This is a genomic window from Mesorhizobium newzealandense, from assembly GCF_042682145.1.
Lineage (GTDB): Bacteria > Pseudomonadota > Alphaproteobacteria > Rhizobiales > Rhizobiaceae > Mesorhizobium > Mesorhizobium newzealandense.
Genome location: NZ_JBHUGZ010000013.1, coordinates 180,854 through 197,428, shown reverse-complemented (window position 1 = coordinate 197,428; position 16,575 = coordinate 180,854). Strand labels below are relative to the sequence as shown.

Annotated in this window: 18 protein-coding genes; 10 read left to right on the top strand and 8 right to left on the bottom strand. The window is 63.0% G+C overall.

Annotated features, from left to right (window positions below; genetic code table 11):
- Nucleotides 1-28: 28 nt before the first annotated feature.
- From ACFSOZ_RS20620 to ACFSOZ_RS20605, 4 genes are read left to right on the top strand one after another with little or no spacing between them, the layout of a single operon-like run.
- Nucleotides 29-1,912 carry an ABC transporter ATP-binding protein gene (locus ACFSOZ_RS20620; RefSeq protein WP_379100960.1) on the top strand — a complete coding sequence of 628 codons (1,884 nt, stop codon included), beginning with the start codon at nt 29-31 and terminating at the stop codon, nt 1,910-1,912.
- The gene (locus ACFSOZ_RS20615) at nt 1,909-3,792 is read left to right on the top strand and encodes an ABC transporter ATP-binding protein (protein ID WP_379100957.1); all 1,884 of its coding nucleotides are present in this window, start codon (nt 1,909-1,911) and stop codon (nt 3,790-3,792) included. Before ACFSOZ_RS20620 ends, ACFSOZ_RS20615 begins: the two co-directional genes overlap by 4 nt.
- 4 nt (nt 3,793-3,796) lie before the next feature.
- Nucleotides 3,797-4,264, top strand: coding sequence for a GNAT family N-acetyltransferase (locus tag ACFSOZ_RS20610; RefSeq protein ID WP_379100954.1), 468 nt, complete (start codon nt 3,797-3,799; stop codon nt 4,262-4,264).
- Between the two features lies 1 nt (nt 4,265).
- The gene (locus tag ACFSOZ_RS20605; RefSeq protein ID WP_111542862.1) at nt 4,266-4,577 is read left to right on the top strand and encodes a DUF6665 family protein; all 312 of its coding nucleotides are present in this window, start codon (nt 4,266-4,268) and stop codon (nt 4,575-4,577) included.
- A gap of 67 nt (nt 4,578-4,644) precedes the next feature.
- Here ACFSOZ_RS20605 and ACFSOZ_RS20600 read toward each other — a convergent pair whose 3' ends face one another.
- Nucleotides 4,645-4,989, bottom strand: coding sequence for a cupin domain-containing protein (locus ACFSOZ_RS20600; RefSeq protein ID WP_379100951.1), 345 nt, complete (start codon nt 4,987-4,989; stop codon nt 4,645-4,647).
- Nucleotides 4,990-5,303: 314 nt separating this feature from the next.
- Here ACFSOZ_RS20600 and petA point away from each other — a divergent pair, with 314 nt between their 5' ends.
- The 6 genes from petA to ACFSOZ_RS20570 all read left to right on the top strand — a co-directional run bounded on the left by petA (nt 5,304) and on the right by ACFSOZ_RS20570 (nt 10,786).
- A complete protein-coding gene (petA, locus tag ACFSOZ_RS20595; RefSeq protein WP_379100948.1) occupies nt 5,304-5,864 on the top strand; it encodes a ubiquinol-cytochrome c reductase iron-sulfur subunit in 561 nt (186 codons plus the stop codon).
- A gap of 16 nt (nt 5,865-5,880) precedes the next feature.
- A complete protein-coding gene (locus ACFSOZ_RS20590) occupies nt 5,881-7,182 on the top strand; it encodes a cytochrome b (RefSeq protein WP_379100945.1) in 1,302 nt (433 codons plus the stop codon).
- Between the two features lie 27 nt (nt 7,183-7,209).
- Nucleotides 7,210-8,082, top strand: coding sequence for a cytochrome c1 (locus ACFSOZ_RS20585; protein ID WP_379100942.1), 873 nt, complete (start codon nt 7,210-7,212; stop codon nt 8,080-8,082).
- 129 nt (nt 8,083-8,211) lie between these two features.
- Nucleotides 8,212-8,907, top strand: coding sequence for an acid phosphatase (locus tag ACFSOZ_RS20580; RefSeq protein WP_379100940.1), 696 nt, complete (start codon nt 8,212-8,214; stop codon nt 8,905-8,907).
- A gap of 178 nt (nt 8,908-9,085) precedes the next feature.
- A complete protein-coding gene (locus tag ACFSOZ_RS20575) occupies nt 9,086-10,231 on the top strand; it encodes an alpha-hydroxy acid oxidase (protein ID WP_379100937.1) in 1,146 nt (381 codons plus the stop codon).
- Nucleotides 10,232-10,240: 9 nt separating this feature from the next.
- Complete coding sequence (locus ACFSOZ_RS20570) at nt 10,241-10,786, top strand: adenine phosphoribosyltransferase (protein ID WP_379100935.1); 546 nt, start codon at nt 10,241-10,243, stop codon at nt 10,784-10,786.
- A 172-nt stretch (nt 10,787-10,958) separates the two neighbouring features.
- On the opposite strand, the gene ACFSOZ_RS20565 is transcribed toward ACFSOZ_RS20570, so the two are convergent.
- The 7 genes from ACFSOZ_RS20565 to ACFSOZ_RS20535 all read right to left on the bottom strand — a co-directional run bounded on the left by ACFSOZ_RS20565 (nt 10,959) and on the right by ACFSOZ_RS20535 (nt 16,438).
- The gene (locus ACFSOZ_RS20565; RefSeq protein WP_379100933.1) at nt 10,959-11,432 is read right to left on the bottom strand and encodes a MaoC family dehydratase; all 474 of its coding nucleotides are present in this window, start codon (nt 11,430-11,432) and stop codon (nt 10,959-10,961) included.
- On the bottom strand, nt 11,429-11,899 hold the full coding sequence (locus ACFSOZ_RS20560) for a MaoC family dehydratase (RefSeq protein WP_379100930.1): 471 nt from the start codon (nt 11,897-11,899) through the stop codon (nt 11,429-11,431). Before ACFSOZ_RS20560 ends, ACFSOZ_RS20565 begins: the two co-directional genes overlap by 4 nt.
- Before the next feature lie 123 nt (nt 11,900-12,022).
- On the bottom strand, nt 12,023-12,997 hold the full coding sequence (gene corA / locus ACFSOZ_RS20555; protein WP_379100927.1) for a magnesium/cobalt transporter CorA: 975 nt from the start codon (nt 12,995-12,997) through the stop codon (nt 12,023-12,025).
- A gap of 286 nt (nt 12,998-13,283) precedes the next feature.
- Nucleotides 13,284-14,387, bottom strand: a complete 1,104-nt coding sequence (gene ychF / locus ACFSOZ_RS20550; RefSeq protein ID WP_379100925.1) for a redox-regulated ATPase YchF — start codon at nt 14,385-14,387, stop codon at nt 13,284-13,286.
- Between the two features lie 92 nt (nt 14,388-14,479).
- Entirely contained in the window at nt 14,480-14,992 is a 513-nt protein-coding gene (locus tag ACFSOZ_RS20545) for a hypothetical protein (RefSeq protein WP_379100922.1), read from the bottom strand.
- Between the two features lie 58 nt (nt 14,993-15,050).
- Nucleotides 15,051-15,773, bottom strand: a complete 723-nt coding sequence (gene pth, locus ACFSOZ_RS20540; protein WP_379100919.1) for an aminoacyl-tRNA hydrolase — start codon at nt 15,771-15,773, stop codon at nt 15,051-15,053.
- Between the two features lie 23 nt (nt 15,774-15,796).
- Nucleotides 15,797-16,438: a 50S ribosomal protein L25/general stress protein Ctc gene (locus tag ACFSOZ_RS20535; RefSeq protein ID WP_184874668.1), complete on the bottom strand. Its 642-nt coding sequence runs from the start codon at nt 16,436-16,438 to the stop codon at nt 15,797-15,799.
- Between the last annotated feature and the right edge of the window lie 137 nt (nt 16,439-16,575).

Below are 16,575 nucleotides of genomic sequence, written 5' to 3'. Positions count from 1 at the left end.
GCGGAAAACAGATTTGTGAGCATGATCCATGTTGTTCGGCTGGTTTGAAAAAAGGCTCGATCCGTTCCCGGCAGCGGAACCGGTCGAGCCGCCCAAGACGCTGGTAGCCTTCTGCGTGCACTACACACGCGGCGCCTGGCCCTATATCCTTATCGACGCGGTGCTGGTGACGGCGATCGCCATAGCGGAAGTGTGGATGTTCGGCTTCCTCGGCCGCATCGTCGACTGGCTGTCGGGCCAGAATCGCGAGACTTTCCTGCAGACCGAAGCCTGGAAACTCGCCGGCATGGCTTTCATTGTGCTGTTCGTGCTGCCGAGCACCGTGTGGCTCCATTCGCTGCTCAACCAGCAGACGCTGATGGGCAACTACCCCATGCGCATCCGCTGGCAGGTGCACCGCTACCTGCTCAAGCAATCGATGAGCTTCTACCAGGACGAGTTCGCCGGCCGCATCGCCACCAAGCTGATGCAGACGGCGCTCGCCGTGCGCGAATGCGTCATCAAGCTGATCGACGTGCTGAATTACGTCATCGTCTATTTCCTTGGCATGTTGTTCATCGTCGGCTCGGCCGACTGGCGGCTGGCGACGCCGCTTGTTGTCTGGCTCATCAGCTACATCCTGTTGCTGCGCTATTTCATCCCGCGGCTGGGCAAGGTCGGCGAGGCACAGGCCAATGCGCGCTCGACCATGACCGGCCGCGTCGTCGACAGCTACAGCAACATTCAGACGGTCAAGCTGTTCAGCCATGCTCGCCGCGAGGCGTCCTTCGCCAAGGAGGGCATGGCCGGCTTCCTCGACACGGTCTACCGGTCGATGCGGCTGGTGACGGTGCTCTACGGCCTGCTCTACATCATGAATTCGCTGCTGCTGTTTTCGGTCACCGCGCTGTCGCTGTGGCTGTGGCTCGGCCAGTCGGTGACGATCGGCGCGGTCGCCGTGGTCATCGGGCTGGTGCTCAGGCTGTGGGGCATGTCGCAGTGGATCATGTGGGAGATGTCGGGCCTGTTCGAGAACATCGGCACGGTGCAGGACGGCATCGCCTCGATCTCGCTGCCACGCTTGGTCGAGGACCGGCCGGGGGCGAAGGACATTACCGTCTCCAGGGGTGAGATCCGCTTCGACGACATCCGCTTCCACTATGGCAAGCAGAAGGGTGTCATCGAGAGCCTGTCGCTGACGGTGAAGCCCGGCGAGAAGGTCGGTATCGTCGGCCGCTCGGGCGCCGGCAAGTCGACGCTGGTCAACCTCCTGCTGCGTTTCTACGACCTGGAGAGCGGCAGGATCCTGATCGACGGTCAGGAGATCGCCGCGGTGACGCAGGATTCGCTGCGCGCCCAGATCGGCATGGTGACGCAGGACACCTCGCTGCTGCATCGTTCGGTGCGCGAGAACATCCTCTATGGCCGGCCAGATGCCAGCGACGAACTGCTTGTCGAGGCAGCACGGCGCGCCGAGGCGCTGGACTTCATCGCCGGGCTTTCGGATGCCAATGACCGCAAGGGATTCGATGCCCATGTCGGCGATCGCGGCGTCAAACTGTCCGGCGGCCAACGGCAACGCATCGCCATTGCTCGCGTTATGTTGAAGGACGCACCGATACTTATCCTTGACGAGGCGACGTCCGCGCTCGATTCCGAGGCTGAGGCCGCCATCCAGGAGAATCTCTACAAGCTCATGCAAGGCAAGACCGTCATCGCCATCGCGCACCGGCTGTCGACCATCGCGGCGATGGACAGGCTGGTGGTGATGGACAAGGGCAGGGTCATCGAGGAAGGCTCTCATGACGAGCTCGTCGCCAGCGGCGGGCTCTACGCGCAGCTCTGGCAACGCCAGTCGGGCGGTTTCCTGCTCGAGGACAGCCCGGCCGACGCCGCCAATGACGCACTTGCAAAGGGCCAAGCTGCCGAATGATGATTGCCGTCTATCGCTGGTTCGAGAACTGGGTCTATCCGTTCAGGGAGCCGGCGAATCTTCGGCCACCGACCAGCGTCGGCGGTTTTCTCTGGCACTATGTCGGCCAGGCGAAGTTCGCCTTTTTCGCCATGCTGGTCATCGGCGGCATCGCGCCGCTGGTCGAGGCCGGCCTATTCTACTTCGTCGGGCGGCTGGTCGATATTCTCGACCAGCTTCCCGGCGAGCGCAGCTGGCACGCGCTGTGGACCGCCGCCGGTCCTGAACTGGTGTTCATGATCGCCGTGGTGCTGGTCATCCGCACCATCGTCGTCGGCCTGTCGGCGCTGGTCGACGAACAGACGATCACGCCGGGCTTCTACAACCTGGTGCGCTGGCAGGCGCACCGGCATGTCTCGCGCCAGTCCTACGCCTTCTTCCAGAATGATTTCGCCGGCCGCATCGCCACCAAGGTCTGGCAGGCGGGCCAGGCCACCGGCGACCTGATGGAAAGCTTCATCGAGGTCGTCTGGTTCATGATCGTCTATACGGTGACGACGCTGGCGCTGGTCGCCGGCCTGGATCTCAGGCTGGCGGGGCTGGTGGTGATCTGGATCTCCGCCTTCGGCTGGCTGGCCAAGCTCTATGTGCCGGCAATCCGCAAGCATGCCGAGGAAACCGCCGAGGCCGGCTCGATGATCAACGGCCGCATCGTCGATTCCTATTCCAACGTGCAGACGCTGAAACTGTTCTCGGCCGACGGCGACGACCGCTACATCAAGAACGGCTTTGATATCTATCTCGACGCGCTGCGCCCGTTCACCCGCCGGCTGACCGGCGTGCGCATGGCGCTCACGACGCTGTCGGGCATCATGATCACGGCGATCGGCTGCTTTGCCGTCTATCTCTGGCTCGAAAGCTCGATCACCGTGGGCGCGGTCGCCTTCACGCTGTCGCTGGTGCTGCGGCTCAACATGCTGCTCGGCCGGCTGATGATGCAGCTCAACGGCATATTGCGGAATCTCGGCGTGCTGGAAAACTCCAAGGCGCTGATCTCGCAGCCGCTTGGACTGGTCGATGCGCCAGACGCCAAAGAACTCGTGGTAGCCGGTGGCCGCATCGAGGTGAAAAATGTCGAATTCCATTACGGCAAGGGGTTCGGCGTGCTCAACGGCATCGACCTCGTCGTGCGACCGGGCGAGAAGGTCGGGCTGGTCGGACCGTCCGGCGCCGGCAAGACCACGCTCGCCAATCTGATCCTGCGGCTCTACGATCTGGAAAGCGGGTCGATCACCATCGATGGTCAGGACGTTTCCGATGTGACGCAGAATTCGCTGCGCGCCAATATCGGCGTCGTCAGCCAGGACACGGCACTGTTCCACCGTTCGCTGCGCGACAACATCAAGCTCGGCATGCCTGACGCGACCGACGCCGAAGTCATCGCGGCGGCCAGGAAGGCCGAAGCGCACGAGTTCATCCAGACCTTGCGCGACAACAGGGACCGTGCCGGCTACGAGGCCTTTGTCGGCGAGCGCGGCGTGAAACTGTCGGGCGGTCAGCGGCAGCGCGTGGCGATCGCCCGCGTCTTTCTCAAGGACGCGCCGATCCTGATCCTCGACGAGGCGACGTCGGCGCTGGATTCCGACATCGAGGCGGCGATCCAGGAGAATTTGACGCGGCTGATGGAGAACAAGACGGTCATCGCCATCGCCCACCGGCTGTCGACCATCGCGGCGCTCGACCGGCTTGTGGTGCTCGACGGCGGACGTATCGTCGAGCAAGGCACGCATGACGAACTGGTTGCGCTCGACGGGCTCTATGCGCGGCTGTGGAAGCGGCAGTCCGGCGGCTTCCTCTATCATGAGGACAGCGTGCTCGAAGAGACGCGGCCGGCGGAGTGAGGATATGGCTGGATCGGCGGAGGTCAGCTACGTGCTCAAGCGGCTCCGGCCAACCACGCCGGCCTTCGACGCGCTGAAGGAAGAAAGCCGGCTGGAAGGCTTCTGGATGCTGGTGCGCCTGGCGGATGGCTGGGCAGCCGGCCGCAACAAGTTCCTGAAGCGGGGCGAGGCGCTGTACGGGGCATGGCATGGCCGGGAACTCGCCGGTGTGTGCGGGCTGAACATCGATCCTTATTTCGAGGGCAGGGACCAGGGCCGGGTCCGGCACCTGTTCGTCAGTGCGCGTCACCGCCGCGCCGGTCTTGGCCGTATGCTGGTCGAGACCGTCATCGACAGGGCCCGTTCCTATTTCGCTGTGCTGAACACCCGCGCACCGCAAGAAGCCTTCGTTTTCTATGAGCGGCTTGGCTTTCTGCCGGTGGTGGGCGAAGAATTCGTCACACACCGCATGATTTTTGGGCAAGGGAGCTGAAATGTCGCTGCGTCCGCCATCTCATCTCGCCGGCGCCTCGGCTGCCGAAGCCGCCTTTGATGCGCTCGGCCATGAAATCCTCGCCGAGAAGGCGGCCGCACTCGGCCGCGCTGGCCAGCGGGTCGAGGAAACGCTGGCCAGGCTGCGCGACAATGGCGACGAGCAGTTGCGTCCCCGGCTTCTCAAGGAGGCCGCCGAAGCGGTGCACGGCTACTTCATCCAGCGCGAGCTGTGCGGCTTGCGAAAGCACGACGCCGTCATCCGCGAATACAACATCCCGAAGGCGGTACTGGCCAGGCTTGGCGCGAAATAGCTCTATCTGTCTGTCTGTTTGACCATGATCCCCAGCGAAAACCGGTTCCCACTTTTTGGGATCATCGTCACTCCAGCCATTCGGTGATGAAACTGCCGTTTTCGTGAATGTCGGTCGTTTCCAGCGGACCCGGACCGAGATTGGTGAATTTGTGCGGCGTGTTGGGCGGAACGATCACGATCTGGCCTGCGGATGCCTCGATCTCCTTGTCGCCGACCGTGAACAGGCCGGTGCCCTGGCGGATGATGAAGATCTCTGCGTAGGGATGCGTGTGCAGCCGCGGACCGCCGCCGACATCAGGCAGATAGTTGAAGATCAGGCAGGAGTTCGAACCGTAGGCGCCGCATTGCAACTCGCCCTTCCAGCGGTCGGAGCGAACAGCCCAGGTGTCGCGGTCTATGACGTGTGCCATGGCGGCGAGGATAGACCGGGCCCGTGTCTGGTGTCGAGGTGGCGGCGAACCCCGGAATTGCGGTTGTTTCCCTGTTGTTTAGCGATCTTCGGTGGCCATTCGGCGTCGCGCTGCCAGGCGGCGGATTTTGTCCCCGCGACAATCTGCCCTTGTGCCTTCACCCGTCTGGACAAAAACGGGCTTCACGCATAAACCGAAGTCCAAATGCCGGAGGAATTCGCAAGCCTGTTCGCCATGCGCTGTCGGGTTGGCGCAATTGAGCGGGGAACAAGGCTCAGCCACCGGCGCGGAAGAGGCGAAAGGATCAGGCACCCGTGAGCGCAACCGACATCCAGGATCCCAACCGTCGTGATTTTCTCTACGTCGCCACCGGCATGGCCGCAGTGGTCGGCGCGGGTGCCTTCGCTTGGCCGTTCATCGACCAGATGCGCCCCGACGCCTCGACGCTGGCGTTGGCCTCCGTCGAGGTCGACGTCGCCTCGCTGACGCCTGGCATGTCGCTGATCGTCAAATGGCGCGGCAAGCCTGTCGTGGTGCGCAACCGCACCGAGCAGGAGATGAAGGACGGCGAGGCGGTCAAGCTGGCAGACCTCAAGGATCCGATCGCGCGCAACGCGAACCTTCCAGCCGATGCGCCGGCGACCGACGCCAACCGCACCACGCCCGGCAAGGAAGCCTGGATGGTGATGGTTCAGGTCTGCACCCATCTGGGCTGCATTCCGCTCGGCCAGGAAGGCGATTTCGGCGGCTGGTTCTGCCCGTGCCACGGCTCGGTATACGACACCGCCGGCCGCATCCGCAAAGGCCCGGCGCCTGAGAACATGGCAGTGCCGGTATTCAAATTCATTTCCGATACCAAGATCCTTATCGGTTGAGGCAGGGGATATTTCGATGAGCGAGGGACACTCGACCTATACGCCCAAGACCGGTATCGAACGCTGGTTCGACGCCCGCATGCCGCTGCCGCGGATGGTCTATGACAGCTTCATCGCCTATCCGGTGCCACGCAACCTGAACTATGCGTGGACCTTCGGCGGCATCCTGGCGATCATGCTGGTGGCGCAGATCCTGACCGGCATCGTTCTGGCCATGCACTACACGGCCGACACCAATCTCGCCTTCGGCTCGGTCGAAAAGATCATGCGCGACGTGAATTCGGGCTGGCTGCTGCGCTACATGCATTCGAACGGCGCCTCGTTCTTCTTCATCGCCGTCTACATCCACATCTTCCGTGGCCTCTATTACGGCTCCTACAAGGCGCCGCGCGAGCTGCTGTGGATCCTCGGCTGCATCATCTACCTGCTGATGATGGCGACCGGCTTCATGGGCTACGTGCTGCCTTGGGGGCAGATGTCGTTCTGGGGCGCCACCGTCATCACCGGCTTCTTCAGCGCCATACCGCTGGTCGGCGAATGGATCCAGCAGCTGCTGCTCGGTGGCTTTGCCGTCGACAATCCGACGCTGAACCGCTTCTTCGCGCTGCATTACCTGCTGCCGTTCATGATCGCCGGTGTCGTCGTGCTGCACGTCTGGGCGCTGCATGTCGTCGGCCAGTCGAACCCGACCGGCATCGAGGTCAAGTCGAAGACCGACACCGTCGCCTTCACCCCATACGCGACCATCAAGGACGCGTTCGGCATGATCGTGTTCCTGTTCTTCTTCGCCTATTTCGTCTTTTACCTGCCGAACTATCTCGGCCACCCGGACAACTATACGGTCGCCAACCCGCTGAAGACCCCGGCCCACATCGTGCCGGAATGGTACTTCCTGCCGTTCTATGCGATCCTGCGCGCCATCACCTTCAATGTCGGGCCGATCAACTCCAAGCTCGGCGGCGTGCTGTGCATGTTCGGGGCCATCGTCATGCTGTTCCTGGTGCCATGGCTCGACACCTCCAAGGTGCGTTCGGCGGTCTACAGGCCCTGGTACAAGCTGTTCTTCTGGCTGTTCGTGGCCGATGCCATCCTGCTTGGCTGGCTGGGCTCGCAGCCTGCCGAAGGCAGCTATGTGTTCATGGCTCAGATGGCGACGCTGTTCTACTTCGCCTTCTTCCTGGTTGCGCTGCCGGTGCTCGGCCTGATCGAGACGCCGCGAAGGCTGCCGAACTCGATCACCGAGGCTGTGCTCGAGAAGAACAAGGGCGGCAGCGGGCATCCGACGGGCGCCACGGCCGCACCAGAGACCAAGGGCTGAGCGGTAGAGAATCTAAGGGGATTTGGCATGAAGAAGATTCTCACCTCGCTGGCGCTGATCGGCCTTGTGGCCGCCGGCACTGGGGCCGCAGCCACCTGGGCGATCGCCGCCGAAGAGGCACACAACGCGGCCGCGCCGACGCATTTCCCGATCGACGAGCCGAAGGAGATGAGCTGGAGCTTTACCGGCCCGTTCGGCACCTATGACAAGGCGCAGCTGCAGCGCGGCCTGAAGGTCTACAAGGAAGTCTGCTCGGCCTGCCATTCGATGAATTTGGTGGCATTCCGCACGCTGTCGGACCTCGGCTACTCCGACGCCCAGATCAAGACGCTGTCGGCCGAGTACACGATCCATGACGGCCCCAACGATGCCGGCGACATGTTCGACCGTCCCGGCAAGCCGTCCGACCATTTCCCGGCGCCCTTCGCCAACGAGGAAGCCGCCGCTGCCTCCAATGGCGGCGCCGCTCCGCCCGACATGTCGCTGCTGGCCAAGGCACGCGGCGTCGAGCGCGGCTTTCCGCAATTCGTCTTCGACATCTTCACCCAGTATGCCGCGGGCGGGCCCGACTACATCCACTCGCTGCTGACCGGCTACGACGAGACGCCGCCTGCCGGCATGGTCATTCCGGAAGGCACCCACTACAACCCGTACTTCATGTCCGGCGTGTCGCTGAAAATGCCCAAGCCGCTCTCCGACGGCCAGGTGACCTATGACGACGGCGCGCCGCAAACCGTCGACCAGTATTCCCGTGACGTGTCGGCCTTCCTGATGTGGGCGGCCGAGCCGCATATGGAAGACCGCAAGAAGACCGGTTTCCGCGTGCTGGTGTTCCTGCTGCTGTTCGGCGCGCTGGTCTATCTGACCAAGCGCAAGGTATGGGAAGGCGTGGCGCACTAGCCGCACACAGCCATGCGATCACAAAGGGGCGCCGAAAGGCGCCCTTTTGCATTTGCGGAGACCGGTGATGTCACATGGCCGTCACCGCATCTGGCGATCCTGTGCCGTTCTCATCAAAGGATCGCACCCATGAAAAGATACGCATCGCTCGCGGCAGGCCTCTTGCTATTCATCGTCGGCTCGGCCGCGCAAGCGGAAGACGCCCGGCCCTTCGTCACAGACAAGGACGTCGACCTGACGATGATCCTGCCGCCGCCGCCGGCAAACGATTCGGCGCAGACCAAGGCCGAACTCGGTGAGGTGCTGACGCTGCAGGTGACGCGCACGCCCGAGATGGTGGCCAGCGCCGTTGCCGACGCCGAGGAGAATGTCTGGCGCTTCGCCAACGTCATGGGGCCGAAATTCAACAAGGAGACGCTGCCGAAATTCAGCGCCTTCTTCGATCGCGTGGTGGCCACCGAAGGCGCCGTCGTCGATCCGGCCAAGGATGTCTGGAAGCGCCCGCGTCCGCACCAGCTCAGCGACCTCGTCAAGCCCGCAGTCAAGCTGTCCAGCTCCGGTTCGTGGCCTTCGGGCCACGCGACCGTCGGCACCATGATGGGCATCATCCTGTCCGACATGGTTCCGGAAAAGCGCGCCGAGATCATGGCGCGTGCGGCTGAATACGCCCACAATCGTGAGGTCGGCGGCATCCATTACGCCTCCGATGTCGAGATGGGCAAGATTTCGGGCAGCGTCATTGTCGCGGTCCTGCTCAACCGGAACGACTTCAAGGCCGAATACGACGTGGCCAAGGCCGAGCTTCGTTCCGATCTCGGCATGTGATCTTCGCCGGCAGTCGATTTTCGACGAAAGGGGCGCTTCGGGCGCCCCTTTTTGTGCTCGCGGCCAGGGCTCGGGCGGCAGCTTGGCAATTAGGCCGTTGGCACGATGACTTCCGGTTGATATTCGACGCAGGAAACGATGGCGACGGCTCGCCTCACCATGGCATTTGGAATCGATGATGCGGCTCAGCGACTGTCACAATTTTTCCGACTTCCGCCGCATGGCGCAGCAACGGCTGCCGGGACCGATCTTCAACTACATCGACGGCGCGGCGGACGACGAGGTCACCTATCGCCGCAACACCGAAAGCTTCGAGACTTGCGACCTGGTTCCCAACGTCCTGCGCGGCGTCAGCGAGATCGACATGTCGGTGACGGTGATGGGCCAGAAGCTGGCGATGCCGGTCTATTGCTCGCCGACCGCCTTGCAGCGGCTGTTCCATCATCAGGGTGAGCGGGCGGTCGCCAAGGCCGCCGCCAAATACGGGACGATGTTCGGCGTCTCCTCGCTTGGCACCATCAGCCTCGAGGAGGTGCGCAGGATCAGCAGCGGCCCGCAGGTCTATCAGTTCTACTTCCACCGGGATCGCGGCCTCAACCGGGCGATGATGCAGCGGGCAAAGGAGGTTGGCGTCGAAGTGATGATGCTGACCGTCGACAGCATCACCGGCGGCAACCGTGAGCGCGACAAACGCACCGGCTTTGCCATTCCCTTCAAGCTCAACCTGGCCGGGATGACGCAGTTCGCGCTCAAGCCGGCCTGGGCGCTGAACTATTTCACGCATGAGGGCTTCAAGCTGCCGCAGCTCGACGAGCATGTCGATATGGGCGGCGGCACCATGTCGATCAGCCGCTATTTCACCGAGATGCTCGATCCGTCGATGACGTGGGACGACGTCGCCGAGATGGTCAGGCTGTGGTCGGGCCCGTTCTGTCTCAAGGGCATCATGTCGGTGGAGGACGCCAGGCGCGCCGTCGAGATCGGCTGCAGCGGCATCGTGCTGTCGAACCATGGCGGCCGCCAACTGGATGGCTCGCGGGCGGCTTTCGACCAGCTTGCCGAGATCGTCGATGCGGTCGGCGACCGGATCGACGTCATCATGGACGGCGGCGTGCAGCGCGGCACGCATGTGCTGAAGGCGCTGTCGCTCGGCGCCAAGGCGGTTGGCGTCGGCCGCTACTATTTGTTCCCGTTGGCGGCGGCCGGCCAGCCAGGCGTCGAACGGGCGCTCGAACAGATGCGGGTCGAGATCGAACGCGGCATGAAGCTGATGGGCTGCAGTTCGATCGAACAATTGTCGCGCAAGAACCTCCGTTTCAGGTAATCTCGAACCATGAAATCCTCCCTCGAAGACACACTGGTTGCCGCGATCCGCACCATTCCGGACTATCCCAAGCCCGGCATTCTGTTTCGCGACATCACCACGCTGCTCGGCAATGCGCGCGCCTTCCGTCGCGCCATCGACGAGCTGGTGCATCCCTATGCCGGCCAGAAGATCGACAAGATCGCCGGCATCGAAGCGCGTGGCTTCATCCTTGGCGGCGCCGTCGCTCATCAGCTTTCGGCCGGCTTCGTGCCGATCCGCAAGAAAGGCAAGCTGCCTTTCGAGACGGTGCGCGTCGCCTACAGCCTCGAATACGGGCTGGACGAAATGGAGATGCACAAGGACGGCGTCTCACCCGGCGAGAAGGTGATCCTGGTCGACGATCTGATCGCCACCGGCGGCACCGCGGAAGCGGCGGTCAAGCTGCTGCGCCAGATCGGCGCCGACATCCTTGCCGCCTGCTTCGTCATCGACCTGCCGGACCTCGGCGGCCGCGCCAAGCTCGAAGCGCTCGGTGTGCCGGTGAGGACGCTGATCGGGTTTGAAGGGCATTGAGGGGCGCTTCTTAGCTTCTCCCCCCCCTGGGCTTAGAACGCCCTGAGCTATGCGAAGGGCAGATGGCCGATTGATCAACCGCCCGGCCGGGTCCCCGCTGCTTCGCAGCGTCCCGGCGTTCGTCGGCCTTTCATCGTGCCACTGGCACGATGAATTCGCCTACGCGAACCGGCTACTCACCCACCTTCACCAACACGGCGCTTTCGAACTCCAGCACCTTGTCGCCGGCCGAATCGAAGGCCTCGGAACGCAGCGCCAGCAGCCGCCAGCCGGGGCGCGAGGCGATCGGGCGGTGGGAAAGTGCCGTGCGCGTGAAGGTGATGGTCTGACCGGCATAGACCGGCTTCAGCCATTTCAGGTCCTTGAAGCCGGGCGAGGGGCCGAATTCCGGCACCGGGCCGGGGCCGCTCCACGCAGCGACCTCGGCGTCTATGCGGTTTTCCAGATTGAGTTTCATCCAGGTCGCGGCGGTGTGCCAGCCGGACGCGCAGAGCCCGCCGAGCACGCTCTTCTTCGCCGCTTCCTCGTCGATATGGAAGATCTGCGGGTCGTATTTCCTGGCGAACGCCTTGATCGCCTCGGGCTCGAATGTGTGCGAGCCCAAAGTAACGGTGGTGCCGATGCGGAAGAATTCGTCGAGGCTCATGGACGGCTCCCGGCGGCATCGCGCAGCAGGAACATGACCGAGTTCTCAAGCTCGAAGACGCTTTCGCCACGCTGGTTGAGGAACTCGCTGCGCATGGTCACGAAACCGAGTTGCGGCTTCGATTTTGACAGGCGCTTGGCAACGACCACCAGGCTGCCGGTGAGCATGTCGCCGGCCAGGACCGGCTTCTTCCATTTGACCTGATCGACGCCGGGCGCGCCCTGGCAGGTGGAGTCCAGCAGGAAGGCATCGCACAGCATGCGCATGAACATGGCGCAGGTGTGCCAGCCCGAAGCAGACAGCCCGCCCAGGATGCTGGCCTTGCCGGCTTCCTCGTCGAGATGCATCGGCTGCGCGTCGAATTCGCTGGCGAATTCGATGATCTCGGCCGCGCTTACCTCTTTCGTGCCGAGGTCGAACGAGGCACCCTCGACGAAATCCTCATAGGCCCAGGTTTTTGCGGTCATGTCTGGAATCCGGTTCATAGACCCACGATTTCGGATCGGGGTTTCCGGATGCAGGCAGGGCGCCGTTTGGTCAAGAGATTTCTATAGCGCCACGTCGTGGCTGCACGGCCTTTGGCGGGCCAATCAGAGCCAGCCGCGGCGGCGGAAATACCAGAAGGGCAGGATCGCCGACAGCACCATCATGGCAATGGCGAAGGGGTAGCCCAGTTCCCATTTCAGCTCGGGGATGACGTCGAAATTCATGCCGTAGATCGAGGCGACCAGCGTCGGCGGCAGGAAGATGACGGCGGCGACCGAGAAGATCTTGATGATGGCGTTCTGCTCGATCGAGATCATGCCGAGCGTGGCATCGAGCAGGAAGCTGATCTTCTGCGACAGGAAGGTGGCGTGGTCGGCGAGCGACAGCACGTCTCGCGACAGCGTCTTGATGCGCGCCTTGGTGTCCTTACTCATCTTGGTCCGGGTCGAGGCATGGGCGAAAAAGCCGGCGAGGCGTTGCAGCGAGATCAGGCTGTCGCGGATCGAGGAGGCGATGTCCTCCTTGCGGCCGATGGCTTTCAGCAGCTCCTGGAAGTCGCGATTGCGCTTGGAAACCTTGGTCGATCTCGCCTCGAAGATATCGCGCGAGATTGCCTCGATGTCGCGGCCGGCGCGCTCCAGAATATCAGCCAGGCGATCGACGATTGCCTCCAGCAAGCCGATCAGGATGGTGTCGCCGCTGGTGCAGCCGGTCGCCACCTTTTCGGCGCGTTGCGGAAAGGTCTTGAACGCCTTCGGTTCGTGGTAGCGCACGGTGATCAGCCTGGTGCCGGCCAGCACGAAGGTGACCGGCGACATCAGGGGGTCGTCGATCTCGGTCTGGGCAGGCAGGGTGGCGGTCATGAAGTAGGCGCCGTCCTCGACATAGAGGCGGCTGGAAATCTCGATCTCCTCCATCTCCTCGCGCGTCGGAATGGCGACGCCGAGCCAGCTCTCGATGGTCGCTTCCTCTTCCTTTGTCGGGGTGAGCAGGTCGGCCCAGACGACAGTGTCGCTGTTAGCCAGGAGATCGTCGACGGCGCGCAGGCGGTCATTGTCCACGACGAAGGCCTTGATCATCGCCGGGTCTCCCTTGCTGGGGCCAAAGGGTGCGTTCTGAACGGACGCGTCATGTCGGATTGCACGGACGGGCACTTTCGCCGAAAGCGCCGACCGCGTGCCCCAGCCGATTAGACCTGCGATGTGACAAGGTCAAGGCAGGCCCAAAAGCAGCGGGGGCGAAGGTTTCCTTCCTCTTGTGGGAAGGAATTAGGGACGGCAACCTTCGTCAGCATGCCAGCCTTGCCGCATGCTCCGTGTGCGAGACCGCGATCGACCACGAGGCCGATCCCGGGCTGTTGGCTCTTCAGGTGTTGAACTTGAACAGCAGGACGTCGCCGTCCTGGACGACATATTCCTTGCCTTCGTCGCGCGCCTTGCCGGCTTCCTTGGCCGCCACTTCGCCGCCGAGCGTGATGAAGTCGTTGTAGGCGATGGTCTGGGCGCGGATGAAGCCGCGCTCGAAATCGGTGTGGATGACTCCGGCCGCCTGCGGCGCCTTGTCGCCCTTATGGATGGTCCAGGCGCGCGTTTCCTTCGGCCCGGCGGTGAAATAGGTGATGAGATGCAACAGATCGTAGCCGGCGCGGATGACCTTGTTGAGGCCAGGCTCGTCGAGGCCGAGCGAGGAGAGGAACTCCATCTCTTCCTCGTCCGAGAGCTGGGCGACTTCGGCCTCGATCGCGGCCGAGATCACCACGGTGCCGGCGCCTTGCGCGGTGGCCATCTCTTCCACGGCCTTGGTGTGCTCGTTGCCGGTGGCGGCGTCGGCCTCGGCGACGTTGCAGACATAGAGCACCGGGTGCGAGGTCAACAGGTTCAACCCCTGCAGGATGCGCAGGTCTTCGGCGGCAATGCCCTTGAGCAGGATGCGGGTCGGCTTGCCGGCCTGCAGCAACTCGAGCGCTGCCTCCATCATCGGCAGCACGGTGGTGGCTTCCTTGTCCTTGCTGCCGGCGCGCTTGCGGATCTGCACGATGCGGCGTTCGAGGCTGTCGAGGTCGGCGAGCATCAGCTCGGTCTCGACCGTCTCGGCGTCGGCGACGGGATCGATGCGGCCCTCGACATGGGTGATGTCGTCATCCTCGAAGCAGCGCAGCACATGCACGATGGCGTCGACCTCGCGGATGTTGGCGAGGAACTGGTTGCCCAGCCCTTCGCCCTTCGAGGCGCCGCGCACCAGGCCGGCAATGTCGACGAAGGAGATGCGGGTCGGAATGATCTCCTTCGACTTGGCGATGGCCGCGATCTTCTGCAGGCGCGGATCGGGCACCGCCACTTCGCCGGTGTTCGGTTCGATGGTGCAGAACGGATAGTTGGCGGCCTGCGCCGCCGCCGTCCTGGTCAACGCGTTGAAAAGCGTCGACTTGCCGACGTTGGGCAAGCCAACAATGCCGCATTTGAAACCCATTTTTGTCCGGTCCTATCGGGAAATCGAAATTTGATCAGGGCTATGGGCGATAGGGCGGATGATCGTCAAGCCCTGCGGCGTCGGTGCGGCACTTATTGAAACCGCTCGGTGATGTCTCGCCACGAAAATTGAGGTGGGCGTTCCTGTGCCCGGCAGAAGGCGAGCAAGATCGACTTGGCCTCCGCGGATATCAGTTTCTCGTTGGAGTTCACCGTTATCTGGAAGCCGTTGGTTGCGATGGCAACCTGGCCGCCTGGCTTGTCAGCGGCGCGTCCAGCTACCCAATGCCTGAATGCGTTATCCGCGTATTGCCGCCATTCCGCCGTAAATGCGCCGTTGCCGCCGGCAACCTGGGCGTAGTCTCCGTCCCGGTTTGTCAAAATGAGGAATCCGGGTCCGCCATCCGGTGTCAGCTGATCCAGAGCAGCTGTTACCTGACCTTCGTAAGGATTGCTGACAGCCTTTGTGCCCTCGACGTCGAGCTTGATCCCAGTGCAGCCGCGCGCTTGTTGCATTTTCCAGACACTCTCTTCGGGCGCTGCCGCGAGTGGCGACTGCGCGAGCGCATGAAAAGCAACAACGATGGTCAAAGGCAAGATCAGCATGTCTGAAGATACGCCTTGTCGATAGGCTATGGCCAATCGACTTTTGCCGCCGGCCGTTTCACTCCTTGCCGAAGAGTTTCTTCAGCATCGCGGCCATCGGGCCACTTTCCGGCAGCTTGACCGCCGGCTGCTGCGGGCGCGCCTGGCGGACATGGCTTTGTTGCTTTGGGGCCGGCTGCTTCGGCGCCGGCTTTTCCGGTTCCGCGCCGGCCTTGCCCTGGACGGCGAGGCTGGCCTTGTTCATGAAGCCGGATTCGTCGCCCTTGACGATCATGGCGGCGTTGTCGGCAATCGCGTCGAGCAGCGGCTCGAGCCATTCACGGTCGGCCTTGTCGAAATCGCCGAGCACATGATGCTGGACCATTTCCTTGACGCCGGGATGGCCGACGCCGATGCGCACGCGGCGGTAGGCGTTGCCGACATGGCCGTCGATCGAGCGGATGCCGTTATGGCCGCCGGCGCCGCCGCCGGTCTTGATGCGCAGCTTGCCGTCGGCAAGGTCGATCTCGTCGTAGAAGACGGTGAGCGCGGAAAGCTCGAGCTTGTAGAAGCGCAGCGCTTCGCCGACCGACTGGCCGGACAGGTTCATGAAGGTCTGCGGCTTGATCAGGACGATCTTTTCGCCGCCAAGCGCGCCTTCAGAAATGAGGCCCTGGAACTTCTTCGACCAGGGCGAAAAGGAATGGCGGCGGGCGATTGCGTCCGCCGCCATGAAACCGACATTGTGCCTGTTATTGGCGTATTTCGCGCCCGGATTGCCGAGACCTGCAAACAGCAGCATCGCCTGCTCCGGGCGTGAAAGAGTTACTTCTCTTCGGCGGCAGGAGCCGCTTCAGGGGTCGCCACTTCAGCCGTGACTTCCGTCTCCGGCTTCATCGCCGAAGAACCGGCAATGGTCGCGATGGTGAAGTCGCGGTCGGAGATGACAGGCTTCACACCGGCCGGCAGCTTGACCGCCGAGATGTGGATCGAATCGCCGATGTCGGCGCCGGTGAGATCGACGGTGATGAATTCCGGGATCGCATTGGCCGGGCAGTGGAACTCGACTTCGTGACGCACGATGTTGAGCACGCCGCCGCGCTTGATGCCGGGCGACTTGTCCTCGTTGATGAAGTGGACAGGCACGTCGACATTGACCTCGGTGTCCTTGCCGATGCGCAGGAAGTCGACATGGACAGGGAAATCCTTGACCGGGTCGAGCTGAAAGTCCTTCGGCAGGACCTGGATCTTCTTGCCGTCGACATCGATCGTGGCGATCGTGGTCAGAAACCCGCCGCCATGGATCTTGTAGTAGATGTCCTTGTAGGTGAGCGCGATAGCCAGGGGAGGCTGCTTGTCACCATAAATTACTGCAGGCACTTTACCGTTGCGGCGAACTGCACGGGCGGACCCCTTACCGACCTGTTCGCGTGCTTCGGCCTTGAGCTCGTAAGTATCGTGGCTCATGGCATTTCCTTTCGGTTTGTTCTGGAGCGTTCGCGGCCGGCAACGTGCTTGGCCGTAAACGTCGAAAGCCGCCGGGTGAGGCGGCTTTCCGCCGCGTTGCCTCCAAGGGTGTCTACGCGGGTGGCGGCTCTATAGCG